At 31.8% G+C, this 24,349-nt stretch carries 31 protein-coding genes and 1 pseudogene; all 32 read right to left on the reverse strand.

Going from position 1 to position 24,349, the window contains the following annotated elements; translation table 11 throughout:
- Positions 1-490 (reverse strand): helix-turn-helix domain-containing protein (locus B8965_RS01745; protein ID WP_143334192.1); only part of this gene is annotated, 490 nt, incomplete at its 3' end.
- A gap of 210 nt (positions 491-700) precedes the next feature.
- Positions 701-2,344, reverse strand: a complete 1,644-nt coding sequence (locus tag B8965_RS01750) for a CoA-disulfide reductase (protein WP_200805864.1) — start codon at positions 2,342-2,344, stop codon at positions 701-703.
- A gap of 12 nt (positions 2,345-2,356) precedes the next feature.
- Positions 2,357-3,754, reverse strand: a complete 1,398-nt coding sequence (locus B8965_RS01755) for a M1 family aminopeptidase (RefSeq protein WP_084052152.1) — start codon at positions 3,752-3,754, stop codon at positions 2,357-2,359.
- Positions 3,755-3,808: 54 nt separating this feature from the next.
- Complete coding sequence (gene fliY, locus B8965_RS01760) at positions 3,809-5,119, reverse strand: flagellar motor switch phosphatase FliY (protein ID WP_084052153.1); 1,311 nt, start codon at positions 5,117-5,119, stop codon at positions 3,809-3,811.
- A gap of 1 nt (position 5,120) precedes the next feature.
- A complete protein-coding gene (gene fliM / locus B8965_RS01765) occupies positions 5,121-6,104 on the reverse strand; it encodes a flagellar motor switch protein FliM (protein WP_084052154.1) in 984 nt (327 codons plus the stop codon).
- Positions 6,105-6,125: 21 nt separating this feature from the next.
- Positions 6,126-6,488 carry a response regulator gene (locus tag B8965_RS01770; RefSeq protein WP_084052155.1) on the reverse strand — a complete coding sequence of 121 codons (363 nt, stop codon included), beginning with the start codon at positions 6,486-6,488 and terminating at the stop codon, positions 6,126-6,128.
- 11 nt (positions 6,489-6,499) lie between these two features.
- Positions 6,500-7,117 carry a chemotaxis protein CheC gene (locus B8965_RS01775; RefSeq protein WP_084052156.1) on the reverse strand — a complete coding sequence of 206 codons (618 nt, stop codon included), beginning with the start codon at positions 7,115-7,117 and terminating at the stop codon, positions 6,500-6,502.
- A gap of 20 nt (positions 7,118-7,137) precedes the next feature.
- The gene (locus tag B8965_RS01780) at positions 7,138-7,644 is read right to left on the reverse strand and encodes a CheR family methyltransferase (protein WP_341451573.1); all 507 of its coding nucleotides are present in this window, start codon (positions 7,642-7,644) and stop codon (positions 7,138-7,140) included.
- Positions 7,620-7,904: a protein-glutamate O-methyltransferase CheR gene (locus tag B8965_RS13010; protein ID WP_341451553.1), complete on the reverse strand. Its 285-nt coding sequence runs from the start codon at positions 7,902-7,904 to the stop codon at positions 7,620-7,622. Before B8965_RS13010 ends, B8965_RS01780 begins: the two co-directional genes overlap by 25 nt.
- A gap of 17 nt (positions 7,905-7,921) precedes the next feature.
- Positions 7,922-8,422 (reverse strand): chemotaxis protein CheD, encoded by a 501-nt coding sequence (locus B8965_RS01785; RefSeq protein ID WP_084052157.1) that lies wholly within the window; start codon positions 8,420-8,422, stop codon positions 7,922-7,924.
- A 26-nt stretch (positions 8,423-8,448) separates the two neighbouring features.
- Positions 8,449-9,150: a flagellar hook-basal body protein gene (locus tag B8965_RS01790; protein WP_084052158.1), complete on the reverse strand. Its 702-nt coding sequence runs from the start codon at positions 9,148-9,150 to the stop codon at positions 8,449-8,451.
- A 12-nt stretch (positions 9,151-9,162) separates the two neighbouring features.
- Entirely contained in the window at positions 9,163-9,339 is a 177-nt protein-coding gene (locus tag B8965_RS12400; RefSeq protein ID WP_159446241.1) for a hypothetical protein, read from the reverse strand.
- Positions 9,340-9,344: 5 nt separating this feature from the next.
- Entirely contained in the window at positions 9,345-9,704 is a 360-nt protein-coding gene (locus tag B8965_RS01795; RefSeq protein ID WP_084052159.1) for a hypothetical protein, read from the reverse strand.
- Positions 9,701-10,372 (reverse strand): sigma-70 family RNA polymerase sigma factor, encoded by a 672-nt coding sequence (locus B8965_RS01800; RefSeq protein WP_084052160.1) that lies wholly within the window; start codon positions 10,370-10,372, stop codon positions 9,701-9,703. Before B8965_RS01800 ends, B8965_RS01795 begins: the two co-directional genes overlap by 4 nt.
- Positions 10,373-10,378: 6 nt before the next feature.
- Positions 10,379-11,059, reverse strand: coding sequence for a flagellar brake protein (locus B8965_RS01805; RefSeq protein WP_084052161.1), 681 nt, complete (start codon positions 11,057-11,059; stop codon positions 10,379-10,381).
- Positions 11,060-11,069: 10 nt separating this feature from the next.
- Positions 11,070-11,954, reverse strand: coding sequence for a MinD/ParA family protein (locus B8965_RS01810; RefSeq protein ID WP_084052162.1), 885 nt, complete (start codon positions 11,952-11,954; stop codon positions 11,070-11,072).
- Positions 11,951-13,102 carry a flagellar biosynthesis GTPase FlhF gene (gene flhF / locus B8965_RS01815; RefSeq protein WP_084052163.1) on the reverse strand — a complete coding sequence of 384 codons (1,152 nt, stop codon included), beginning with the start codon at positions 13,100-13,102 and terminating at the stop codon, positions 11,951-11,953. The genes B8965_RS01810 and flhF overlap by 4 nt, the downstream gene beginning before the upstream one ends.
- Positions 13,092-15,170, reverse strand: a complete 2,079-nt coding sequence (gene flhA / locus B8965_RS01820) for a flagellar biosynthesis protein FlhA (RefSeq protein ID WP_084052164.1) — start codon at positions 15,168-15,170, stop codon at positions 13,092-13,094. The genes flhF and flhA overlap by 11 nt, the downstream gene beginning before the upstream one ends.
- Positions 15,171-15,183: 13 nt before the next feature.
- Positions 15,184-16,272, reverse strand: a complete 1,089-nt coding sequence (gene flhB / locus B8965_RS01825; RefSeq protein WP_084052165.1) for a flagellar biosynthesis protein FlhB — start codon at positions 16,270-16,272, stop codon at positions 15,184-15,186.
- Positions 16,269-17,039, reverse strand: a complete 771-nt coding sequence (fliR, locus tag B8965_RS01830) for a flagellar biosynthetic protein FliR (RefSeq protein ID WP_159446242.1) — start codon at positions 17,037-17,039, stop codon at positions 16,269-16,271. The genes flhB and fliR overlap by 4 nt, the downstream gene beginning before the upstream one ends.
- Positions 17,040-17,049: 10 nt before the next feature.
- A complete protein-coding gene (fliQ, locus tag B8965_RS01835; protein WP_084052167.1) occupies positions 17,050-17,319 on the reverse strand; it encodes a flagellar biosynthesis protein FliQ in 270 nt (89 codons plus the stop codon).
- A gap of 18 nt (positions 17,320-17,337) precedes the next feature.
- Complete coding sequence (fliP, locus tag B8965_RS01840; RefSeq protein WP_084052168.1) at positions 17,338-18,084, reverse strand: flagellar type III secretion system pore protein FliP; 747 nt, start codon at positions 18,082-18,084, stop codon at positions 17,338-17,340.
- Entirely contained in the window at positions 18,077-18,412 is a 336-nt protein-coding gene (gene fliO / locus B8965_RS01845; protein ID WP_084052169.1) for a flagellar biosynthetic protein FliO, read from the reverse strand. The genes fliP and fliO overlap by 8 nt, the downstream gene beginning before the upstream one ends.
- 4 nt (positions 18,413-18,416) lie before the next feature.
- The gene (locus tag B8965_RS01850) at positions 18,417-18,803 is read right to left on the reverse strand and encodes a FliM/FliN family flagellar motor switch protein (protein ID WP_084052170.1); all 387 of its coding nucleotides are present in this window, start codon (positions 18,801-18,803) and stop codon (positions 18,417-18,419) included.
- An 11-nt stretch (positions 18,804-18,814) separates the two neighbouring features.
- Positions 18,815-19,192, reverse strand: coding sequence for a flagellar basal body-associated FliL family protein (locus B8965_RS01855; RefSeq protein ID WP_143334194.1), 378 nt, complete (start codon positions 19,190-19,192; stop codon positions 18,815-18,817).
- A gap of 66 nt (positions 19,193-19,258) precedes the next feature.
- Complete coding sequence (locus B8965_RS01860; protein WP_084052172.1) at positions 19,259-20,023, reverse strand: OmpA family protein; 765 nt, start codon at positions 20,021-20,023, stop codon at positions 19,259-19,261.
- Positions 20,010-20,804: a motility protein A gene (locus B8965_RS01865; RefSeq protein WP_084052173.1), complete on the reverse strand. Its 795-nt coding sequence runs from the start codon at positions 20,802-20,804 to the stop codon at positions 20,010-20,012. Before B8965_RS01865 ends, B8965_RS01860 begins: the two co-directional genes overlap by 14 nt.
- A 99-nt stretch (positions 20,805-20,903) precedes the next feature.
- Complete coding sequence (locus B8965_RS01870) at positions 20,904-21,707, reverse strand: flagellar hook-basal body complex protein (protein ID WP_084052174.1); 804 nt, start codon at positions 21,705-21,707, stop codon at positions 20,904-20,906.
- Between the two features lie 82 nt (positions 21,708-21,789).
- Complete coding sequence (locus B8965_RS01875; protein WP_084052175.1) at positions 21,790-22,173, reverse strand: TIGR02530 family flagellar biosynthesis protein; 384 nt, start codon at positions 22,171-22,173, stop codon at positions 21,790-21,792.
- Between the two features lie 18 nt (positions 22,174-22,191).
- Complete coding sequence (locus B8965_RS01880) at positions 22,192-22,692, reverse strand: flagellar hook capping FlgD N-terminal domain-containing protein (RefSeq protein ID WP_084052176.1); 501 nt, start codon at positions 22,690-22,692, stop codon at positions 22,192-22,194.
- Positions 22,693-22,702: 10 nt separating this feature from the next.
- Positions 22,703-23,938 carry a flagellar hook-length control protein FliK gene (locus tag B8965_RS01885; RefSeq protein WP_084052177.1) on the reverse strand — a complete coding sequence of 412 codons (1,236 nt, stop codon included), beginning with the start codon at positions 23,936-23,938 and terminating at the stop codon, positions 22,703-22,705.
- 29 nt (positions 23,939-23,967) lie between these two features.
- A pseudogene (locus B8965_RS01890) lies at positions 23,968-24,318 on the reverse strand (flagellar export protein FliJ); the annotation flags it as partial.
- Positions 24,319-24,349 lie beyond the last annotated feature (31 nt).

The raw sequence follows: 24,349 nt of genomic DNA on the forward strand, positions 1-24,349 counted from the left end.
AAATAAGCATTCTCGATTTTAGTTTTAAGAGTTCAGCTTCAAGCTGTTTAACATGCTCAGTGCTTGTATCAACAGGAGCTGAATCATCTTGGCGTTGTATATTAACAGCCTTACCTGATGAATTCATTTTAGCCCTTCTCCCACGTTTCTTATCTCTTAAGGCATCAGGACCAGCCGCTCTATAATCATTTACCCACCTAGCGATAAGAGCATTATTATTAATCCCTATCGAAAGAGCCAGTTCCTGATAAGATACCTCACTTGTTAAATAAGACTCTACCACACCAAGCTTAAATTCAAAAGAATAAGCTTCGTTCTTTCTTGAACGTTTTAATCCATCATCACCAAGTTCTTCGTAGTAATGTACCCAATTGAGAACTTGTCTTCTGTTTTTTACTCCATATTTTTCTGCTAAAAAAGTATAACCTCCTTCGCCACGTAAATATGCATCTACAACTTTCTTTTTAAACTCATAACTGTATGCAGCCATAAAAATACCGACCTCCAATTGTTAGATTTTTGGTCTAACTTTTGGGGGTCGGTACATTCATAAAGTAGATGTTTTTATATTGTGTTTTATATTGTGTTTTATATTTCGTTTTATATTTCGTTTTATATTTCGTTTTATATTTCGTTTTATATTTCGTTTTATATTTCGTTTTATATTTTAATATTATTGATCCTTTGGTTCTAAAAACCTTTAAACTAAGGGCTCGTAAGTAGTATAGCCACCACTTAAGTTTTTGCTACTATAGCCATTTTGTACTAATATTCGATGTGCTAAATAACCTCTTAAACCAATTGCACAATAAATAATAATCTCTTTATCCTTTGGTATTTCTTCTATTCTTTCTCTTAATTCATCTATTGGAATATTAAGAGCACCTTTAATCATACCTTCTTTGGTTTCTTCCTTAGTTCTTACATCTAAAATAAAACTGTCATTAGATAAATCTTGAAACTCATCCCAGTGAATTACTTTTGAAGAATTATTTAAAATATTACTTGCTACATATCCCGCCATATTTACAGGGTCCTTTGCTGATGAATAAGGTGGTGCATAGGAAAGTTCTAATTCCTGTAAATCTAAAACTGTCATTTTAGCTCTAATTGCAGTTGCTAATACGTCTATTCTTTTTTCTACGCCTATAAATCCTACCGCTTGTGCTCCAAGTATCGTTCCATTTTCAGGCGAAAATAATAGTTTAATAGCCATTGGCATAGCACCTGGATAATATCCAGCATGAGAGATAGAATGAGTATAAGATTTTAAATAAGGGATATTAAATCTTTTTAAAATCTTTTCATTATTTCCAGTGGAGGCAGTAGTCATATCAAAAAGTTTTAAAACTGATGTTCCTTGAGTTCCTTTGTATTCATCTTTGATTCCTAGAATATTATTTGCTGCAATTCTGCCTTGCTTGTTAGCAGGACCTGCTAAAGGAATTAAGGTTTGATTTCCATTAATAAAATCTTTAACTTCAATTACATCTCCCACGGCATATATATCTGGATCTGATGTTTGGAGGTTTTTATTAACCTTGATTCCACCTCGCTCACCAATAGTAAGATCAGCCTTTTTAGCTAAATCTATCTCTGGACGCACCCCTATGCCTAAAACGATCATATTTGTTTCAATGCTTGTACCACTATTTAATTCTACAATAGAAGCATCTTCCTTATGTTGAATCTCCTTTAAGCCATCTCCTAATTGCAGTTTAATCCCTTTTTCTCTTAAATAATCTTGTAATAATACAGCCATTTCATAATCTAAAGGAGCTAAAATTTGATTAGCTAATTCAACGATAGTAACATTGACCCCTCTTTCATGAAGATTTTCAGCTATTTCAAGGCCTATAAATCCTCCCCCAACTACAACAGCATGCTTAGGTTTACTATTATCTACTAATTCCTTTATTCTAAAAGTATCGTCTAAATTTCGTAGTGTAAATACATTTTTAGCCTTAATCCCTGCAATATCAGGTTTAAAAGGAGCAGCCCCAGGAGATAAAATCAATTTATCATAGCTTTCGGTATATTTTTTATTTTTCTTTAAATCCATTACTTCTACCTGTTTATTTTTAGGGTCAATATTTATGACTTCATTATTTACCCTTACATCGACTCTAAAACGTTGCTCCATACCTTCAGCTGTTTGAACCAGGAGGTTTTCTCTGTGTTTAATAACTTCTCCAATATGATAAGGTAAGCCACAGTTAGCAAATGATATATTTGGTCCGCGTTCAAATAAGATTATTTCAATATTTTCGTCAATTCTTCTAAGCCTAGCAGCTGCACTAGCACCTCCAGCAACTCCACCGATAATTAGTACCTTCAAATATATCCTCTCCTTTAACTATTCTTGTAAGTAAATATATAAATCTTTCTCATTTAATTCAGGGTAATGTCGTAATATATTTTTAAACAAAATATGTGTATCAATAATATTGTACCTATATTTTGTTTGAATATCCGTAAGATAGTTAATCAGTTTAGTTTTTCCTTCAATATTTCTTATATTATCCCAAAATAAGATTGATTTATGATAAATAGCATCTGTGTACATTTCCTTATCAGAATAGTTTAATATAGAATCTAAACTAGAATAAGTTATATTTTTTTTAATAATTCTCTTAATTTCTTTATCATAATAATAATGACCATATTTATTTTCTAAATATAATAAAGAAGAATAAGTAGCTAAGCTTTCATCTATCCACGGTTCGTTAGCTTGATCTGAACAAACTAAACTATACCAATACTGATGGGCAACTTCATGAGCAATTGTTTTTTCTCCTAACTGATCATGAATTGTACTTAAAAATAGCATTCCTGAAAACTCCATGCCATAAAGATTATCTAAGGGCACATCCACTAAAACTAATTGTTCATAAGGATATTTCCCATAAATACTATTATAATATTCTAGACTCGCACTGGCATGAGGTAAAGCATTCCTATTTTTATTTAAATAGCAATAGACTACTTGAGTACCCTGCACATTTTTTTGTTTCTTTTTAAATCCTGTACCATAAACTATAGTGAAATCTCGAACTGGTAATTTACTATCAAAAGTAATAGTTTTTGTCTCTTTTATTACATTTTCAGAAATACTGTAAGGTGTTATTATATCAAAATCTGTAGGAGCAGTAATGGTTCCGAAAAAGTTAGCCGCTGGATAAAAATAAGGTTCTCCAAAATCGCTCTTAATAAAGCTAAGCCACTCTTTTTTCTTTTCATCAAAGGGAGGTATAGCAGGATACCAATTAGATAGCATATTTACACCTTGATGACTTCCCATCATTTTAGCTTGGTCTGGAAGAAAAGTAGTAAACTTTACATAAATATTTACTTTTTCTTTAGGGAATAAACCTTTGTCAAAATATATATTAATTTCATTGTTATTTTCTTCGTATTTAGATTTCTTATCTGTATTTATATTTAAAATATTTATATATTTGTCTTCATATAATATATTAGCAGGTAAAATTAACCTTAAATCAGATTGTAAAAAGTCATAATTATTTTTATACTTTATCATCATTTCAGTTACTATCATTTTATCTTTATATATTTTAGATTTAAGTTTATATTGAGGAACATTCTCATTATCCTGCTTATTATAAAGACTATAAATATAGCCCTGCTTAGGATAAGATTCACTATTTACCTTTTCCTTAAAGTTACTATGCATATTTAAGATAAAAAAAGCAACCAATGTATAAACCAAAACCAGTATTGTCTTTTTTAGCATATTGTTCATCCCATTAAAATCAATTTAGGCAGCCCTTAGGCTGCCTATTTAAAATTAATTTAACCTGCCTAAGTTCTTTATTCTATTCTCAGCAGATAAAATGTTTGTTATTTTCACGCCATAATTTTCATTAACTACAACTACTTCACCTTGAGCTATTAAAGTTCCATTTACTAAAATGTCTACAGGTTCATTAGCATATTTTTCTAATTCCACAATAGATCCTGGATTTAAAGCTAAGATTTCATTAATTGGTCTTTTCGTTCTTCCTAAAATAACTGAAATCTTAAGTGGTACATCTAAAATTAAATCAAGGTTTTTCTGATTTATATTTGGATTACTAGTATTAATTGTTTCAAATTGGGGAGCACTTATTTTAACCTCTTTTACATCTTGTTTTTGTTGTGGTTCTGCTTGTGTTTTTGTTTGACTAACAGTATTACTTTCAGTTTTAGTTTCGGGTTTATTTTCAGGTTCTGACGCAGTTTGACCTGTGGTAACCTCAACTAATAAAGCTACTTCTTGCTTGGCTACATCTAAGGGCATTACTTGAAAAATTTCACTATCTAGTAAATTATCGATTTGGATATTAAAAGCAGTTACTACTACTTCTTTATCACTACTCCAGTTATATTTGAAATCTTCCATATTTACATCTACAGAAGTAACTTTAGGAGGAGAAATATTTACTTTTTTATTAAATATCTCTGACATAGCAGTAGCTGATGAACCAACCATTTGATTCATAGCCTCAGAGATTGCGCTTATTCTAATTTCATCTAATTCTAAATCAGGATTATCTCCAGCTCCGCCCATCATAATATCGCTAATTATAGCTACATCTGAGCGCTTTAAAACTAATAAATTTGTTCCTTCTAAACCGGAAATATAATTTACTTCTAATAATATATAAGGAACTTCTAAATTTGAGATTAAATTTTCTGGCTTTACTACAAAAACTTTTGGTGTATTAATCATCACTTTATGAGATAAAAGATCGGACAAAGCAGTAGAAGCTGAACCAGCTGCTATATTACCTATTTCCCCTAAAGCATCCTCTTCAAATTCATTTAATAATCCTTCTTCAACCTGTATACCCATTGGTTTAGATGGGTCATCGACTTTTATTTCTTCTTTAGGATCTGCAGTCTGTGCATTTAACATAGCATCTATATCTTCTTGAGATAATTCTTTATTTTCATTTATAGGTTCTTCTTTAGGTTCTTCAGCCTGTGCATTTAACATAGCATCTATATCTTCCTGAGATAGTTCTTTATTTTCAATTATTTCTTCTTTAGGTTCATCATCATTTTTGGGATTTAACAAAGCATCTATTTCTTCCTGAGATAAGAAGGAATTATCCATATTACATCTCCTCCTGTACTTTTTCCGTAACTTGTATCGCTAATTTATCACCTAATAATCCAGGTTGGCCTTTATATTTTAAAATTCCTTCTACTAATATATGCATATCTCCATGAACTTTGTTATCTAACGGTATTACATCTCCAATACTAAGCTGTAAAAAGTCACGAATAGATATATTTGTTTCACCACAAAGTGCAGTTAAGTCTAAAGGAGCATTTAGAATACGATGAGCTATTTCATCTTTACTCTTGCTTTCAGCATTCTTTTTCGAATCTTGGCTAGAAAACCAAAATTGAGCACTTAAATTTGCAATAACATCTTCTAAAGTTAAAAAAGGAAAACATAAATTTATAATTCCATGTTCTCCCCTAATTTCTGTAACAAATGTAATAAGAGCTACAATTTCATTAGGAGAAATAATTTGATTTAATTGGGGATTTGTTTCCATAGAATCTATTTGAGAGGTAAACTGAAAGACATCTCCCCATGCAGTTGTTAAATTATCTAAAATCTTTTGATTTAACTTTTTTAATACGCTAAGCTCAATATCGGTTAACTCTCTTGATTCACCAAATTTTTTACCCTGTCCACCAAATAAGGAATCTATTATTGGAAAGGTAAAATTGGAATTGCATTCAAAAATAGCATTTCCATTTAAAGGTGACAAGTTAAAGTTTGTTAATAAAGTCGGACTTGGGATTGATACTAAAAATTCTTCATACGTTATTTGGTCTACAGAAGCTATATTTATAGTTACATTAGTTCTTAAATATCCCGATAAAAAATTGGATACTATTCTAGCAAAGTTTTCATGAATCATTCGCAAAGTACGCATATGATCATTGGTAAACTTATTAGGTCTCCGAAAATCATATGCTTTTACTTCTAACTTTTCCTCATTTACTTCTGTTGCGTTTAACTCACCACTATCTATTGCTCCTAAAAGAAGATCTATTTCATCTTGCGAAAGAACCGTTGACATAAACTTTTCAGTCCTTTCTAATTACTTTAATAATTTTTCCACGGCTTGAACCACTCGATCTTGTTGAAATGGTTTAACAATAAAGTCTTTTGCCCCCGCTTGGATAGCTTCCATTACCATCATTTGCTGACCCATTGCACTACACATAATTACTTTTGCATTTGGATCAATTTGCTTTATTTCTTTTACAGCTTCAATTCCATCCTTTTCAGGCATTGTAATATCCATTGTAACAAGATCTGGCTTTAACTCTTGGTATAATTCTACGGCTTTGACACCATTTTCTGCTTCTCCAACTACCTCAAAACCACCTTTAGTTAGCATGTCTTTAATCATCATTCTCATAAAAGCTGCATCATCAACAATTAGTATTCTCTTTGCCATATCCAGACCTCCTATAATTCTATTCCAACAGAATTAAATATTTTTTCTAAAGATCCTACATGAGGTAACATGAAAAAGTATCCATCAAAAGCTATACTTTCATCAAAAAATCTAGTTTCTATAATTAATAATCTATCATCAAAATAACCGGTTTCAAGCATAGCAGCACTAATTACGGCTCCTAACATATCATGGGCAAGTGCTGGTACTGACGGTTTCATATTTAAATTAGTCATCATACTCATAGAACTTAAAATTGATCCTGTTAAAATATTTCCTATTTCTGAAAGAGCAGACTGCGCCGTTTCATCTATAGAAGTATAACTTCCTTCGGGTAATCCCATTAATTTATCTACAAGCGTTAAAGCGCTATTTTCTTTGATAACAAAAAATACATTGGAAGGAGAATCCCCTAAAACCTCAAGATTAATACATATTACTACTTCTTCTTCATCACCAATTAATTTAATTAATGATTGCATATCAATAATCGCAGCAGTAGGTACATCCATATCAATTTTTTTGCCAGTCATTACTGCTAATGAAGTAGCTGCATTTCCTGCTCCGATATTACCAATTTCTTTTAACACATCAAGATGAATAGCCTGTAAGTTATCCCAATTTATCATTTTCAGATTCTCCTTTATTGTTAGTTTTTTTGATAGAACCAGGGAGAAACTTTATTAAATCCAAGTTCCTTATGATCTAAAACACTTTCTGTAGCTCCAATAAATAGTATCCCATCAGGAGCAAGTGACTTTCTAAAGTTTTCATATAATTGATTTTGTATTTCCTTTGTAAAATAAATTGTAACATTGCGACAAATTATTAAATCATAATTAGTTTGATAACTATCTTTTATTAAATCATGCTTTTTAAATTTAACCTTATTTTTTATGTCTTGGCTCAAACAAAAGGTATCTCCATCTTTCGTAAAATACTTTGCTAATCTATCAGGACTAACATTTTTTAAAAGATCCGCCTTATAACAGCCTTTTCGTGCGTCTTGTAATATTTTATCATCTATATCAGTTGCATCGATAGTATGGATCTGCCGTGGAGTTAATTGATCCAAAATCATGGCTACAGAATATGGTTCTGCACCATTTGAGCAAGCAGCACTCCAAATTTTTAACTTTCCCTTTTTTCTAATAATTTCGTTAAGATAGTTTTTTCTAAAGTGTCAAAAATAGCTTTATTTCGGAAAAATTCTGACACATTTATGGTTAATTTATCAATAAAAAGTTGCTTTTGAATTATATCCTTTGTCAAAGCAATATAATAATCATCATAATCTTTAAACCCTTGATAGGCTAATAAATGATCTATTCTTCTTTTTAACTGTTTTTCCTTATAACCTTCTAAATTTATATTAATCAGTGAAGAAGCTTTTTTTCTAAACTCTTCAAAATCCAATTAACTCTCCTCCTAATTTAAATCTCCACCGGAGATTTTCCTACTGTACGCACATATATCTTTTTTTCTAAACAATCTAATATCATGGTTCTTCCTACAGATCCACCAGTGTCTTCACCTGTAATTCTAATTCCCAATTCTTTTAAAACTTCTGTACATTTTTTTATATTTCTATCTCCTATTTGTAATAGAGATGTTTTTGCCGAAGTTTTAAACATTTGAGCTCCACCAGCCATTTTTGCATACAGATTGTGTTTGCTTGTTCCTTTTTTTAGTAACTCATTTAGTAGTAAAGGAATCCCCATATCTGCAAACTTATAAGGATTTGGAACCTTTGTAAATTGGGTGCTATCAGGTAACATTACATGAATCATGCCACCTATTCCATTAATACGATCTAATAAAACAACACCAACACATGAACCTAATCCTAAAGTAAGTAATTTATCCGGGGGGGTACAAACTTTATGTTCAGCTATACCTATTTTATGTTCCTTTACTCCTCCTCCATTATTCATTAATACTCCTCCAATTATCGATTCTATTAGCCTCTAATACTACCAATCTCACTAGCACTTTTTTCTAAAATCCTATCTTGAACACTTAGTACCTTACTATTAAATGATAAAAACCTTGAATAGGTTAACATTTCGCCCATATTTTTTACTAAATCTACATTAGAAGATTCCAAAAAGCCCTGCATTACAGTACTATTATCAGACCAGTTTGCGCCTTCTTCATCATTTGTAATATACAGATTTTCTCCTACTTTTCGCAAATCATCTAAATTTTCAAAGTTGGTTAACGCAAATTCTTGATCTGGTTTTCCATCTTCAACCATTATTGATCCTTGTTCACCTTGTACTTTAAAACCATGATTATCAACTAAATAGCCTTCTGCATCCTTTTGAAAAGCACCATTTCTTGTATATTGATAACTACCATCTGGCAATTCTAAAGTAAAAAAGGCATCTCCCTTTATTGCATAATCAAATTCTCTATTTGTTTCCTGTATACTGCCCATTGTATAGTCAGTTTTTATTTCATCTAATTTCACCCCATGAGAGGTGCTTCCAATGATTTTTTGCCCATTTTTAGATACAAGGGCTTCTTTAAAAGTGCTAGCTGCTATATCTTGTTGTTTATAGCCAGAAGTATTAACATTAGCTAAGTTACCACCTATTGTATTTAATGCTTTTTGGTTATAATTTAGTCCTGTATTAGCTATATATAAACCTTTTATCACCTGTATCCACTCCTAGTTAAAAAGTTTGTCTACTTTTATCTCTCCGGGATAAATCATACCTTGATCTCGTGCTAATTTTTCTATTTCTACTTTATCTAGGCTTTGATAGTTTGAAAGAGTAAGGATCATTCCCGCTAAAAAAAATCCTAAACCAATTCCAAAAATTATCTGACTATACTTTTTTACCATGCTTTTTATTTTTTCAAGTTTAGTCTTAATTCGATCTCACCCTTTCCTTTTTTATACTTACTAGCTAACTCATTTACTGTCAAACCTTGTTTATAATCTTTAAATATTTCTTCATTTATATCTTTACTTAATTCCGTATTTACTAAATCTTCAAAATTCAACTCTTGCGACAACATTTTCTTATTTCCGTTAATATTATCCTCTTTCCCCATTTTATCCTGCAGATAATCTATTTTATCATTTAAACTGTCTAATTTCTCGTTAATTGTTTTTTTACTTGTTATATTTATATTACTTGGGATAAATATAGAACGATATGTGAAGCCCATTAAAATAATACCTATAATGATTAAGAAAATATTCATCTATCTTCCTCCAGCTTTTTGCGCAGGGAAATAAGTGCCTTTGATTTTATCTGCGATACTCTGGATACCCCTACTTCTAATACTTCTGCTATTTCTTTCATAGATAACTCTTCATAAAAGTAAAGAGTTAGGACTAATCTTTCGTTTTCTTTAAGCTCTGAGATAGCTTTTGCTAAACTTTTCGTTTGTTCTTCCCTGACAAAATTCTCTTCTGGAGATCCTAATTGAGTGTCTTTTATACCTAAGGTTTCTTCGATAGAGACATGAGCAAAATAATTTAAGGACTCTAAGGCTTCGCTAACTTCTTGCTCAGATATTCCAATCTCTTTTGCCACGGCTGAGTACGAAACTTCTGTATCTATATTTCCAGCTAATTTTTCCATAGTTTCTGTGATTCTTTTTATCATTTCCCATTTAGTACGGGATACAGGAGCTGCTTTTCTTATTGCATCTATAATTGCACCCCTGATTCTAATTGATGCATAGGTAGCAAACTTTACTTCTTTTTCAGGTTTATATCTTTTTATCGCATCCATTAATCCTAATATACCATAGCTTATCATATCTTCTTTATCCCAGTGACTAGGTAATTTTAAATCAATTCGATTTACTATGATATTCACAAGTGATAGATAATCTTCAGGGTTAATGGGCATTTCTTTTTTCACCAGAAATCACTCCATAAAAAGATGCATTTTTTTTCTCATTACAGAAAAAATATATTTAATTATACAGTCCCTTTGTCTTTCGGTTATCTCTTCTAAAGCTACTCCTACACGCCACTTATATTTAGTTTCAGTAGTAGTATCTTCTATGCTTCTTACCACTTTACCTAAAACCTTTATTTCAATTTCAGTATCATCAACAAAGATAGGGAAACACACTACCATCAACGTGTCTTCAGCTAAACCTTTGTCTAGGGCTAATTGCATCCCTCCACCACTTAAATCGCTCGTTCTAGCCTTATTAGTTGGGTTTACTGCAGTCCAGGTTCTACGTTGACTATTTTTTATAATCTCATAATTTATATCTAAAGAAACATCTATCCGAAAAAAGTTTCTTCTTTCTATCTTCTTCATATTTGGATTTATTTTCAATACATACATAGGGGCTTCATTTTCTTTTTTCATACCCAGTATTTCTGTTTTAAACTTATATAAGGTAGTATCTGTAAAAACAGTAATCTCTACCTTTTCTCCTATTGCTAGGCGAAGTTGAATTCTTTTTTCTTCGGGAATTGCCATAGAAAAGGTCTCTTTATCTACTCCTGTAATTATACTTCGATATGTATTAGTGTCATTATTTCTCGTTACTTCTAATTTATTATGTATTTCCAATGCTTTTTTCTTTTTCATAAAAACACCCTTATCTAAATATATTTATTAACTTTTTAATAAACTTTTCTGTTCCTTGAGGAGGTCTATCATTTCCTCTTAAAAAGTTCTCTGCAATATAATTCATATCTTTAGCTGCCTTACTTCTTGGATATGATAAGACAAAAGGTCTTTGTTCTTTAATTGATTTTACTACATTATCATCTTGATTAATAAAACCAATTTTCTTAATATCTATATTTAAAAACTTATCAGCAACATTTTCTATTCTTGCTATAGTATCATCTGCTTCTTTAATACTAGTAACTCTATTTACAATTACAGAAACTTCTTTATGTAAATTAAACTGAGATAATATTTTAATTAAAGCATACGCGTCTGTAATCGATGTAGGCTCAGGCGTAATAACAATTAAAACATCATCTGCAGCTGAAATAAATCCTAAAATATTTTTAGAAACTCCCGCTCCACAATCAATAAATAAATAATCCATTTCAAGCGAAAATTCTGCTAATTCATTTAAAATATTATCTCTTTGCTCGCTTTCTAAATTAACTAATTCATTTATACCAGATCCACCGGGGATAATAGTTATCCCTTCAGCTGTTGTAACTGCAATCTCTTTTAAGCTTTTTTTCCCTTTAATAACATCATAAAGTGAATGCTTTGGAAAAAGTCCAAACATAATATCTATATTAGCCATACCTAAGTCTGCATCCATAATCAATACTTTATTACCCAGCTTAGTTAAAGAAAGAGCAAGATTAGAAACAACACTAGTTTTTCCTACTCCTCCTTTACCACTGGCAACTGTAATTATCCTCATGTTTTTAGGCTCATTGTTCTTTTTCTTTTCTTGTTGGCCTTTATTTAATACAAATAATTTTCTTAATTCTTCTGCCTGATCTTTTATCATAAGGATACACCTTCTAATATTAATTTTGCTATTGATTCTGGTTCTCCTACATCTATATCATCAGGTACATTTTGACCATTAGTTATATAGGCAATAGGTAAATCAGTTATATACGCCGCATTAATTACAGAACCTAGATACTGTGTTTCGTCGGTTTTGGTAAAAACAAGTTTTGTATAATTTAAACATTTATAGTCATCTAACATACGAAGTAAATCTCTATCTTTCGTAACTGAACTTAAAACTAAATAAATCTCTACGGAATCAAGTGCCTCAAGATATGTTTTAAGTTCTAAAATTTTCGAAATGTTTTTAGAAGGTCTACCCGCTGTATCAATCAGGATAATATCCTTAGATTTATTTTTTTCAACGGCTTCTTTTAATTGTTCTTGATTCATTACAACATCTACAGATACATTCATAATTTCTCCATAGGTTTCAAGTTGTTGCACTGCCCCTATGCGATATGTATCTATTGTAATTAAGCTAATGCTTACATTATTGATTAAAGAAAAATGTGCACCTAATTTTGCTAAGGTAGTAGTTTTACCGACCCCCGGGGGGCCTACAAAAGCTAGAATATTTGATTTTTGATTTTCTTTTGTTACTGGCTTTAAAATTTTAGATATACTATTAGTTAATGCTTCTACATCAATATTATCCTTATTAAAAGCACTTTTTTGATAATTATTTAAGATTACATCTACTATATCTGGCTTTATCTCTAGATCTAGGAGGTTTTTTCTTAAATGTTCTAAATTAGAATTATCATCTTTAGGAACATTTTCTTTAGAGACATTTTCTTTTTCTGTATTTATATCTGAGTTAATTTCTGGGTTTATTTCTGAGTTTACATCAGTATTTAGATCAGTATTTATTTCTGTCTTATCTGGACTTAAAAGACTTTTCAAGCGCTTAATTTCTTCAGGGGTAAAAATTTCTTCATTCTTCTTTATTTCTTTAGTTTCCTCAATATCCTCTTCATCAACAGCTGCCGTTACTTCTAATTTTTTCGGCAGAAAATATCCTTTAAAGCCCTTTTCACGCACCTTTTGACTACTAACAATTACAGCATTGGGGCTTAGGTCTTCTTTAATAGTCATTAAAGCTTCTTTCATATCCTTGACAATATAACGCTTAATCTTCATTTAGCTTCACCATACCTATAGCTTCAACTTCTAATTCCGTTGTTAACTCATTAATACTCAGCACTGCTAATTCTGGCAAATACCTATCAATTAATCTCCTAAAAGGTAATCTAATTCCTGCTGATGTTACTATCACAGGGGGTAATCCTAGAAGAGCAAATTGTTCTTTAAATTCACTTAATTGATTAAAGATATGCTGTGTTAACTCGGGTGAAATAGCGGAATAACTTCCTTTAGGTGTATTTTGAATAGACCCTGCTAATTCTCTTTCTAAGACAGGTTCTAAGGTCACAACAATCATTTTCCCATCACTAGAATATTGATTGCTAATATTTCTCGCTAGTTTTTCCCTACTAGACTCTGTTAAATAATCTATATCTTTAGAGAGCCTTACTGCATCAGAAATAGCTTCTAATATTGCTTCCATATCCTTGATCGAAATCCTTTCTTTTAAAAGGTTTTCGAGTACTTTTTGAATTTCACCTACCGTAATTTGATCTGGTACGAGTTCTGTTACCAATGCTTCATTATTTTCCTTAACTATTTCAATTAATTCTTTAGTATCTTGTTTTGATAATAATTCACTAGCATGCACCTTAATAAATTCTGTAAGATGCGTAATTAGCACAGTCGCTGCATCTACTACAGTAAATCCTTCAAGTTCTATTTTTTCTTTATTTTCTTCGGTTACCCACCAGGCAGGAAGGCCAAAGGTAGGCTCAGTAGTTTTAATTCCTTCAATAGTAGCTTCTGAATCATCGGGATTCATCGCTAAAAATTGATCAGGCATAATTTCTCCACTAGCTATTTCTACTCCTCTAATTTTAAATTGATATGAGTTTGCAAACAACTGTAAATTATCCCTAATTCTAATTGGCTTTACATATATACCTAATTCTTGAGCACATTGTCTCCTTACAGCTGCAAGACGCTCTAAGAGATCTCCACCTTGGTCAGAATCTGTTAGAGGTATTAAATTATAGCCAATTTCTAATTCTAAAGGATCTACTTTAAAGAAATTAAGAACATTTTCTGGTTCTCTTGAACTGCTTGGAGCTATTTTTTCTTCTATTTCTAATTCTTCTTTTTTCTTTTCTTCTTTATTTAAAGCATATGCTGTATATCCTGCTCCTAAAGCTAAAATCATAAAAGGTGGAAATGGTAATCCTGGGATAAGACCTAAAATCAGCATAATTCCCGCTGCTAGAGCAATTACCTTTGGAAAAGAGCTTAATTGCTCAGTAAAATCTATCCCAAAACTATTTCCAGAGCCTGATCTTGTTACTAGAATACCTGTAGCTGTCGAAATTAAAAGCGCAGGCATCTGTGAAACTAAACCATCACCCACAGAAAGAATCGTAAAAGTTTGTAGTGCTTCCATAGCTGGCATTTGGAGTTGCCACATTCCGATAATTAAACCACCAATAATATTTATAATAGTAATAATGATTCCTGCTATTGCATCTCCCTTAACAAACTTACTAGCACCATCCATTGCCCCAAAAAAGTCAGCTTCTCTTTGAATAGTTTTTCTTCTTTCTTTGGCATCTTGTTCACTTATTAAACCTGCATTAAGGTCAGCATCAATACTCATTTGTTTTCCTGGCATTGCATCTAAAGTAAAACGCGCGGCAACCTCTGCTACCCTTCCCGCACCATTTGTGATAACGACAAATTGAATAATAGTAATAATTATAAAAATAATCATACCTACTACATAATTTCCACTAACCACAAATGACCCAAAGGCATCAATTACAGATCCTGCATTAGCATCAATTAAAATTAATCTTGTTGAAGATATATTTAAGGCTAAACGAAATAGTGTTGTCACTAATAATAATGAGGGAAACACAGAAAACTGTAAGGGCTGGGTAATAAAAAGTGTCGTAAGAAGTACAATTAACCCTATTGTCAGATTTAAAGTTAATAATACATCAAGCATCCCAGGGGGTAAGGGAATGATAATCATCATTATTATCGCAATAACCAATGCAGCAACTAATAAATCATTATGTGCAGTTAATTTTCGTAATATTTCTGATATATTAGCTTTAGATGTTTCCATTTAATGACCCCCTTTATCTTTTTCCTAATTTATAAATAGACGCTATAATTTCAGCTACAGCTTGATACAATTCGATTGGAATAAAATCATCTACTTCTACATTTTTATATAAAGTTTGAGCTACCGGTTTATTTTCAATAATTGGAATATTATATTCTTTAGCTCGTTCTTTTATTTTTAAAGCAATATGTCCTGTTCCTTTAGCTACTACTTTAGGAGCACCCATATCATCTTCATATTTTAAGGCTACTGCAAAGTGAGTTGGATTAGTAACTACTACTGTCGCTTCTGGAATACTTTCCATCATCCGTCCCATTGCTAATTGCCGCTGTTTTTCTCGTAATTTAGATTTAAGTTGAGGATCACCCTCACTTTGTTTCATTTCTTGCTTTACTTCATGTTTAGTCATTTTTATATTTTGCTTGTGTTCCCATTTTTGAAAAGTAAAATCCAAAATTGCAATAAACACAAAAATAAGTCCTGCACCGAGGCAAATTTTATAAATTAAACCAGCAAGATAAGAGCCGATTCCAGCTACATCCATGTCACTTAGGAAAAATAGTTTTTTAAAATCTTTTTTTACCATTAAGAAAACTACAAAACTTACCACTGATACTTTTAATAAAGACTTAACTAATTCTACTAAGGACTTTTTGGAAAAAATCTTTTTAAACCCTTCCACCGGATTTAATTTGCTAAACTTTGGCTTGATAATTTCGGGTGAAAATAAAAAACCCACCTGGACAACATTAACTAAAAAACCAAAAACCATCGCTACAATAAAAATTGGCGCCATTAAAGTTAAAAAGAATTGTAAAACTACCCCAAATAAATTAAAGATATAATCATCAGTTAAAGGCATTTTTATTTCATGAGCAAAAACAAATTTCATGAAATTTTGAATCTTTCCTCCAAAATAGCCTCTTCCCCCATATAGAGAACTAACTAGAGCTATTAAAACAAGAGCAGCATTAAAGTCTTGGCTTTTTGCTATTTGACCTTTTTTCCTACTATCTTGTTTTTTCTTAGGAGTAGCGTCTTCTGTTTTTTCTCCCGATTCTGCAAATAGTTGTAAATTAAGATAAAGTTTTTGTTCACTCATCGCATTAATTGCTCCATAACTAAAATTAAATCTTTTTCCATTTGGCTTAAAATATTACCTATTATAACCACCGTGATAGGTAACATGAGCATCAAAGAGATAACTCCAAGTCCTGCCTTAATCGGGAATCCTAAAATAAAAACATTAAGTTGTGGAACAGTTCTAGCAAGTAAGGCTAAAGCGATATCTGCAATTAATAAAACAGTCATTATCGGAGCTGCTATTTTAAAGGATATAGCAAACATTCCCACGAATATACTTAAAATAGCGGCTGGTACATTTTTCGACAAAATTATTTCCCCAATAGGAATAATTTCATAACTATGAAAGATTGCCATTAATAAACTGTGATGACCATCTAATGATAAAAAAATCATAATAGCTAATGTATATAAAAATTGACCTACCAAAGTAATCTGGGACTGGCTTTGTGGATCTAAAACACTTGCCATTGCAAATCCCATTTGAATATCGATTATTTGCCCAGCTACCCTTATTGCGGTAAAAGTCAATGAACTAACATATCCTAAAATTAAACCAATAACTACTTCTTTAATAATATAAAATAAGTATAATACCAACTCATAGGAAACCGTAGTTTGCATATTTTGCACTAAAGGAAGTAATAAAATAGTAATAAGTCCTGCTAAACCAACCTTAACAACATTGGAAGCATATCTAATAGAAAAAAAAGGTGCTACAACCATGAAAGCTGTAATTCGCGCTAAAATTAAAAACCCTAATTGAAAACTTTGAGCGTCAGGCAAACTATCCCTCCTAATGAACTAGGTTACTTAAATTACCAAAAATATTTGCGGCATAACTAACTAGGATAGTAAGCATCCATTTACCAAAAATTAAAATCGCTAAAAAAACCGCTATTATTTTAGGAACAAAAGTAAGAGTTTGTTCTTGAATTTGCGTTGTTGCCTGTAAAATACTAATAGCTAAACCAACCAGTAGACCTACCCCTAATGCAGGGGCTGAAAGTAATAATACTAATGATAAGGCATCTCTAGCTAAAGAGATTATCATTTCTTGACTCATTTATACATCCCCTTTTAATTACCCAAAACTTTCTAATAAAGATTTAACGACTAAAAACCATCCATCAGTAATAACAAATAATAATAATTTAAAAGGAAGTGAAATCATAATTGGTGGAACCATAACCATACCCATGGACATCAGCGTACTAGCCACAACCATATCTATTACCAAAAAGGGTATATAAATTAAAAAACCCATTTGAAAGGCAGTTTTTAACTCACTAATAATAAACGCAGGTACAAGTACTGTTAGGGATACATCTTCCTTAGTCTTTGGCTTTGGTGTTTTTGACATTTTCACAAAGAGTGCTAAATCTTTTTCCCTCGTTTGTTTCATCATAAAATTTTTCAGTGGTTCACTTGCCCTTGTAAGAGCATCTTCTTGTGATAGAGAACCTGCTACATATGGATCTAAAGCATTAACCTTTATATCTTGGTACACTGGTGCCATCGTAAAAAAGGTTAAGAACAAAGCAAGTCCGATTAATACCTGATTTGGTGGGGATTGCTGCGTAGCAAGTGCATTTCTGACAAAACTAAGCACAATTACAATACGTGTAAATGAAGTCATCATCATTATTAAAGCAGGTGCTAAAGTTATAATAGTCAGTATCGTTAAAAGCTTCAGTGAATCCACTACTTCAGTTGGATTATCTGTTGGATTAACTTGTAAGTCTATGCCTGGCAAGGGAGCAGCTAAAACCTCTTGAGAAAAAAGGACAGTTAAAAATATTAAGGATATTAAAATAACTTTTTTATTCATTTTGCTCACTTTCCCTGCTAAATTTTTTCGCTAATACCTTAAGATATTCATTTTCAGGTCTTTCTTTTTCCTGATAATCATTAATTTCCTGCAATACATTTACCTGTTGTTCAGTAGCTGTTAGTAAAAAGTACTTTTCTCCAATTTTCACTACATTTAAAGATGCCTTAGGATTAATCGAAGTTTGCTCTATAACCTTGATATATTTATCTCCTAATTGTAAGTACTTTTTACTTAGTCCATATTTAATTAAAAAATAGGCTAGTAATGAAACTAAAGGTAAGGCAATAACTAATCTAATAATAGCTCCCCAAAAATTATCTACCATATTGTCACTCCTGCTTAAGGGATTGCTGTTCTTCTTGACTTAATAAACTAATTCTAATGCCAAATTGATTATTTAATACTAGTACCTCGCCTAAGCCTAACCACTCATCATTAATGTAGACATCTACTTTATCCCCGGCTAATTTGTCTAAGGATATTATGGAGTCAACATTTAACTCTAAAATTTCTCGTAGAGTTTGACTTGCCGTGCCCAGAACCGCCTGTACCTCTACTTCGATATTATCTAAAAAGTTTATATTTGTTACTTCACTAGTAGTATTGTGAGACTCAAAAGGAGAAAATTGTGCCTTTTTTATTTTGGGAGATGAACTATCTCTATTCAAATTTAACATTTCTTCGATTTGTTCTTGTGTTAAATTGCTAAAAGTCATAAAATCCTCCTTTACTGGATAATGAATTCATTAAAATATAAACCAGTTAATTTACCTTTTGTTAATTCCGAATTTATTTTACTTAATAATTCATTTTTTAGTTTTTGTGTTTTTTCGGGTGAATCAAGATCACTTACAGTTTTTTCACGTAATGAAGTAATGATAATATCATTTAATCTATGCTTTTTAATATCTAGTTCTTCTGCTGCCTTTTTATCTAAATACTCTAAAGTAATAGATGTTCTAATATAACGAGTTTGACCCATATCAGCTAAATTTGCAGTGAAACTATCCATTGGGTACTGCTTTATATCCTTTATATCTACAGCAGCTGCTTGGTCATCTCCCTTAATTCCATAAAAATAACCATAAGATGCTCCTAATAACATTAGGGGTAATAAAAATATCACAAAGATCCAAGTTTTTTCTTTTTTTTAGGTGCTGGGACCTTAGCATTATTCTCTTCTTGCGGCATTTATCTCAACTTCCTTTCCGGAATAAGTATTTGCAGTATTAATTACAATAACTACGCGTCTATTTTTTGCCATGTTTTGCGGTGAATCATTTGGTACTACGGGTTGATATTCGCCATAACCAGCTGCATTAAATCTAGCTGGATTTAGCCCTGTTTGCTCACTTAGATATCTAACAACACTCACAGCTCTAGCCGTTGATAGCTCCCAGTTACTTGGAAAAACACTACTTCTTATTGGTCTAATATCAGTATGGCCTTCCACACTAATCATATTAGGAATATCCTTAAAAAGACCCGATAAATCACTTAATAATTTGCGTGATTCAGGCTTTATATCTGCCTTACCTGACTCAAAAAATATTTTATCTTTTATTTCTAAATATACTCCTTTATCCATAAAACGTACCGATATTTCTGATTCCAAATTATTTTCTTGTATATACTTTTGTACAGACTGATACAGATTATCTAAAGGCTGAAGTTTACTCATATCATCTAAGGTATTTTCAGAATTAGAGGGGACATCATAATCATGATCCCTATCTTTATCAAGGGGCTCGGCTCCACTATCTAAAATTCCAACTCCTTGAAAAGATGCCACAAAGCGTTTAAACTTTTGCACATCTATCACAGAAAAAGAATACATTAAGACAAAAAATACTAGTAATAAAGTTGTTAAATCGGAAAAAGTAGTCATCCAAGCAGGTGAACCACTACTCTTTTTCTTTTTTTTATAAGGCAACATCAGATTCAAGCCCCTCTTGATTTATTGTAGTTGGTGGTGTTCCTACAAAAGATAATAAACGTTCTTCTAAAATTCTTGGATTTATTCCGGATTGGATAGCTAAAATACCTTCTAACATCATTTGTCTTCTCATCATTTCTTGATCACTTAAGAGTTCTAGCTTTCCGGCAATTGGATTTAAAATAAGATTTGCCAATAAAACCCCATAAAATGTAGTAAGTAAAGCTACTGACATAGCAGGGCCTATACTACTTGGATCGTCTAGCTTTGCTAGCATCTGGATTAAACCAATTAAAGTACCTATCATACCAAAGGCAGGAGCTAGTTCACCCCAAGATCTAAAAACCCCTTGACTGACTTCATGTCTCATTGCTGTAGCCTGCATATCTGTTTCTAAAATTATCTTAATTTGCTCTGGCTCAACAGCATCAACAGTTAAACGTAAACCTTTTTGAAAGAATCCATCATTAATTAATCCCATATCATCTTCAAGCCCTAAAATTCCTTCTCTTCTTGCCTTTCGTGCTAAATCCACTAAAATTGTAATAATATCCCTAACATCCATAACCTCGGTTGAAAGTACTTTTTTAGTAGTTTTAATAACGCCCACTATTTGATTCCACTGATAATTAACCAATAAACCACAAAAGGATCCCCCAACAGTAATCATAATAGAAGCTATATCCACAAAAGTTTTGATACTACTACCTAAGCTTATGGATAAAAAAACCAAGGTTAAGCCTAGAAATATCCCAATGGGGGTCAAAAAGTCCTTTTTCAAAATTGTCACCTCTTTTTTTGCCTGACAAAAATTTTAAGCATTTGATTTATAAGGAGTAAATGCCCTGTATAAACTTTAGGCATTTACTCTTATTTAAAATTACCTTTTAATATTAACTAATTCTTGCAAAATTTCATCAGCAGTTTTAATTGTTTTAGAGTTTGCTTGGAAACCCCTTTGCGTGATAATCATATCCGTAAATTCTTGCGCGATATCGACATTGGACATTTCTAAGGCATTAGGTAGAAGAGTACCTCTGCCTTTTTCACCAGGAGCCCCTTCTGTAACATTACCTGAATTATTACTTTGAAGATATAAGTTTTCTCCTGCTTTTAGTAACCCCGCAGGGTTTACACATTTAGCAATTCCTACAGGATTGGTTAATGTTTCTATATTATCACCACGGAGAAAGCTAATTTCCCCATTAGGTGCAATACTAACATTTTTAACGTCTTCCATATTTGTAATTTTAATCTCATTTTTCTTGCTGTCTAAAACCTTCATTCCATTAGAGGAATTAACTAGGGTTCCTTCTTTATCAAACTTAAATGCTCCAGCTCTAGTGTAATAAGTTTCATTATCATCGCCTTTTAGCATGAATAAACCTTCTCCTTGAATGGCAAGGTCTGTAGCATTGCCCGTTGTCGCTGGTGCTCCTTGCGTGAAAACAGTATTAATCGCTCCCACCATTACTCCTAAGCCAATTTGACTAGGGTCAGTACCCCCACGATTTCCACGAGGCTTACCAGCATCCTTTAAAGTTTGACTTAATGTATCTTGAAAAGTTATATTACTCTTTTTAAAACCTATTGTATTAACGTTTGCAATATTATTACCGACAACATCCATTTTTTCTTGGTGTGTCCTTAAACCAGAAACTCCAGAATATAGAGAACGCATCATAATTAATCTACCCCCACAAATTTTAATTCTTAAGTCTACCTCAATCAGTCAGTAGACAATAGGCTTCCTGCAAAGGTCCAGCCTAGATTATTACTGCACTATCAATGTTCGTAAAGACATTATCTTTCATTCGCTCGCTATCAACAGCAGTAATCACAGTTCTATTTTTTATACTTACCACTAATGCTAAATCATCTAACAACATTAAAGATTCTTTAGCCCCTTTAGATTCAGCTTTATCAATTGCCTTTGTTAATTTGTCAATTTGTATATTTGATAAGTTAATATTATTTTGTTCTAATCTTTTTATACAATGACTGCTAAAACTAAGTCTTTTGTCTACTATTTCTTTGTTTAATAAATCTTTGAAATTTACCGTTGTATCCTTGTTTATTTTATGAGGTTCAGTTATTTTCTTAACTGGTACAGGTGTTACTTGATAGTGAAGATTAATTTTATTAACCATTTTTATCACTCCCCATAGTTAACCGATTTTTGAAATCGTATGCATGGGTATTTCTTGATCATCTACAACTGCATAAACAATTGTATCTTTAACTTTGATGGATTTTACTATTCCTTTTACTTCTTTATCCTCTATGTTTGCAGTTATATTTTTGCCTATTAAATTAGCAGATTGTGCTATTCCCATTGCACCACTTACATTAATCTGATAGCCCATGTAGTTTTCTAATAAGCCTTTTAAATCTGATACTTCACCAGACATATTTTGCATTTGTTCTAAAGAACTAAATTGAGCTAATTGAGCAATAAAGTCTTTATTATCCATTGGGCTTGAAGGATCTTGATACTTTAATTGCGTTGCTAATAATTTCAAAAATTCATCTTTTCCTAAATTTTGATTAGGACCTGTAAAAACATCTTCGGTGTTATTAGTTTTTGCTTCAGTTTTAGCATTATTTTCAGTTTTACTTTTGTTCTGAGGCATAATTGTATTAAATAGGTTACTATTTATAGTAGTCATTTTTTCCTCCTTAGGCCAAAATATCAAGTCTAGTATTAGTACTATCCGGACTAACTTCTGGATTAGTTACAAGCTCAGATTCGATGCCTAAATAATTTGTTTGAGCTGAAGGTCTTCTGTTGTTACTTTGATTTTCTTGACCTGTAAATCGTCCTTGCCCTTCACTACCAACATTCACGCCAAAATTTTGCACCTTTATTCCTTGGCTTTCTAAATTTTCCTTAATCTGCTGAATGTTTGTGCCTAACAAACTTGCCGTTCGACTATTTTCAGCTATTATTTTGGCTGTTACTATTCCTTCGAGAGACTGTAGTTCAATTTTAACCTTACCTAGGGACTCTGGTCTTAAATGAACTTCTAAAGTTTTTTGTTTACCCTCAATCATAACTTTAAATTTATCCACAATTTGTTCTAAAGTTTGCTCTGGAAGTACTTTAGACATATTATTTTTAGCTGTTTCAGAAAGCTTTAAATTAAATTCATTACGTTCTAATGAGATTTTTTCTGCACTAAGTGTAGTTTTATCTTTATTACTTTCACCTGATTTGGATTTTTCGAAATTTTGTAATTCTTCTTTGAAATTAAAATCTTTTTTACTATTTTTAGTTTTATCTGTTTCGGTAGTTAAAACTTTATCCCCTGCAACTTGCTTTTCTTTTGCCTCTAACTGACTTTCTTTATCACTTTCTTTTATGGTCATTTTACTTGATACGCTTGTCAGTACCGTAGATACTTCTCCGGATTTTTGTTTAAGAGTATCCGCATCTGGGACTGATTTTCCAGCGTTTTTCACCTGATTACTCGGGATATTTTCCTTTTTACCTGCCTCAGCAAGTGCATTTTGTAGTGTTAGCTCACTACTTTTCGCTTTTTTAGTTAGTACTTGAGATTCTGAAGCTAGTTTTTCTAGAGTTTCTGTTTTAAGATTATTTTGCTGATTTTTTTGTTCTATCTTACTGAGCAAAGCTTGCCAATCTTGCGATATATCTTTCGATTTTAGATTTAAATTAGGGGAATGCGTTCCGAATTTTGTTTTACCTAATTCTACTTGAGTGGATTCTGAATCAGGATCACTTTCGTCCCGACCTTTCTTAATCATTTGCTGCATTACTTCTCCAAAAGGCATTTCCTCAGCTTTATTCTTTTTACTTTCTTGTGTTCCCTGGTTATCTAGATTCTCAGCTTTTTCAGTATTTCTTGTTCCTTTAACAGGCTCAGGTCTAGGTAGTATCGCTGCTATTCGCACTGGTTCACCTCCTTTCAAAAGATATTAAACTAATTTGCCTTGCTATTAAATCCGATAACACCTAGTTCATCAAATAGCTTTTGTTCTTCTTTTAAAAATTCTTGGCGATATTTTTGAATGCATTTTTCTTTAAAATCTTGCATTATTTTGCGATCTACTGCTGCCTCATTTAGATTAGCCCTTTTTTCATTTACAACTTCCTTTGCCTTTTGGACGCGTAACTGTTGGTTTTGAATAGAATTATCGATTGCCTCTAAATAAGCTTGTTGTTGTCTCATTAAATTAATATTCTTAATATTCCCTTGTAAGGCCTTGTGTCTTTTTGCATATAGCTTGTCTAATTCTTCTTCTTCCTGGTACTCTAGATTAATTGCTTTTGCTAATTCTTCTTTTTTTGTTCTTCAACATTTT

This window comes from Desulfonispora thiosulfatigenes DSM 11270 (assembly GCF_900176035.1).
Lineage (GTDB): Bacteria > Bacillota > Peptococcia > Peptococcales > Desulfonisporaceae > Desulfonispora > Desulfonispora thiosulfatigenes.

Excerpts from the sequence above, each read along its gene's own strand:
- B8965_RS01805 (WP_084052161.1), bottom strand. The coding sequence starts at position 11,059 with ATGAAAAAGAAAAAAGCATTGGAAATACATAATAAATTAGAAGTAACG.
- fliY (WP_084052153.1), bottom strand. The coding sequence starts at position 5,119 with ATGGATAATTCCTTCTTATCTCAGGAAGAAATAGATGCTTTGTTAAAT.
- flhF (WP_084052163.1), bottom strand. The coding sequence starts at position 13,102 with ATGAAGATTAAGCGTTATATTGTCAAGGATATGAAAGAAGCTTTAATG.
- B8965_RS01855 (WP_143334194.1), bottom strand. The coding sequence starts at position 19,192 with ATGTTATTAGGAGCATCTTATGGTTATTTTTATGGAATTAAGGGAGAT.
- flhB (WP_084052165.1), bottom strand. The coding sequence starts at position 16,272 with ATGAGTGAACAAAAACTTTATCTTAATTTACAACTATTTGCAGAATCG.
- B8965_RS01785 (WP_084052157.1), bottom strand. The coding sequence starts at position 8,422 with ATGAATAATGGAGGAGGAGTAAAGGAACATAAAATAGGTATAGCTGAA.
- B8965_RS12400 (WP_159446241.1), bottom strand. The coding sequence starts at position 9,339 with ATGGTAAAAAAGTATAGTCAGATAATTTTTGGAATTGGTTTAGGATTT.
- B8965_RS01850 (WP_084052170.1), bottom strand. The coding sequence starts at position 18,803 with ATGACTTTTAGCAATTTAACACAAGAACAAATCGAAGAAATGTTAAAT.
- fliO (WP_084052169.1), bottom strand. The coding sequence starts at position 18,412 with ATGGTAGATAATTTTTGGGGAGCTATTATTAGATTAGTTATTGCCTTA.
- fliQ (WP_084052167.1), bottom strand. The coding sequence starts at position 17,319 with ATGAGTCAAGAAATGATAATCTCTTTAGCTAGAGATGCCTTATCATTA.
- flhA (WP_084052164.1), bottom strand. The coding sequence starts at position 15,170 with ATGGAAACATCTAAAGCTAATATATCAGAAATATTACGAAAATTAACT.
- B8965_RS01880 (WP_084052176.1), bottom strand. The coding sequence starts at position 22,692 with ATGACTACTATAAATAGTAACCTATTTAATACAATTATGCCTCAGAAC.
- fliM (WP_084052154.1), bottom strand. The coding sequence starts at position 6,104 with ATGTCAACGGTTCTTTCGCAAGATGAAATAGATCTTCTTTTAGGAGCA.
- B8965_RS01770 (WP_084052155.1), bottom strand. The coding sequence starts at position 6,488 with ATGGCAAAGAGAATACTAATTGTTGATGATGCAGCTTTTATGAGAATG.
- B8965_RS01860 (WP_084052172.1), bottom strand. The coding sequence starts at position 20,023 with ATGTTGCCTTATAAAAAAAAGAAAAAGAGTAGTGGTTCACCTGCTTGG.
- B8965_RS01775 (WP_084052156.1), bottom strand. The coding sequence starts at position 7,117 with ATGATAAATTGGGATAACTTACAGGCTATTCATCTTGATGTGTTAAAA.
- B8965_RS01810 (WP_084052162.1), bottom strand. The coding sequence starts at position 11,954 with ATGATAAAAGATCAGGCAGAAGAATTAAGAAAATTATTTGTATTAAAT.
- B8965_RS01755 (WP_084052152.1), bottom strand. The coding sequence starts at position 3,754 with ATGCTAAAAAAGACAATACTGGTTTTGGTTTATACATTGGTTGCTTTT.
- B8965_RS01870 (WP_084052174.1), bottom strand. The coding sequence starts at position 21,707 with ATGATGCGTTCTCTATATTCTGGAGTTTCTGGTTTAAGGACACACCAA.
- B8965_RS01795 (WP_084052159.1), bottom strand. The coding sequence starts at position 9,704 with ATGAATATTTTCTTAATCATTATAGGTATTATTTTAATGGGCTTCACA.
- fliP (WP_084052168.1), bottom strand. The coding sequence starts at position 18,084 with ATGAATAAAAAAGTTATTTTAATATCCTTAATATTTTTAACTGTCCTT.
- B8965_RS01875 (WP_084052175.1), bottom strand. The coding sequence starts at position 22,173 with ATGGTTAATAAAATTAATCTTCACTATCAAGTAACACCTGTACCAGTT.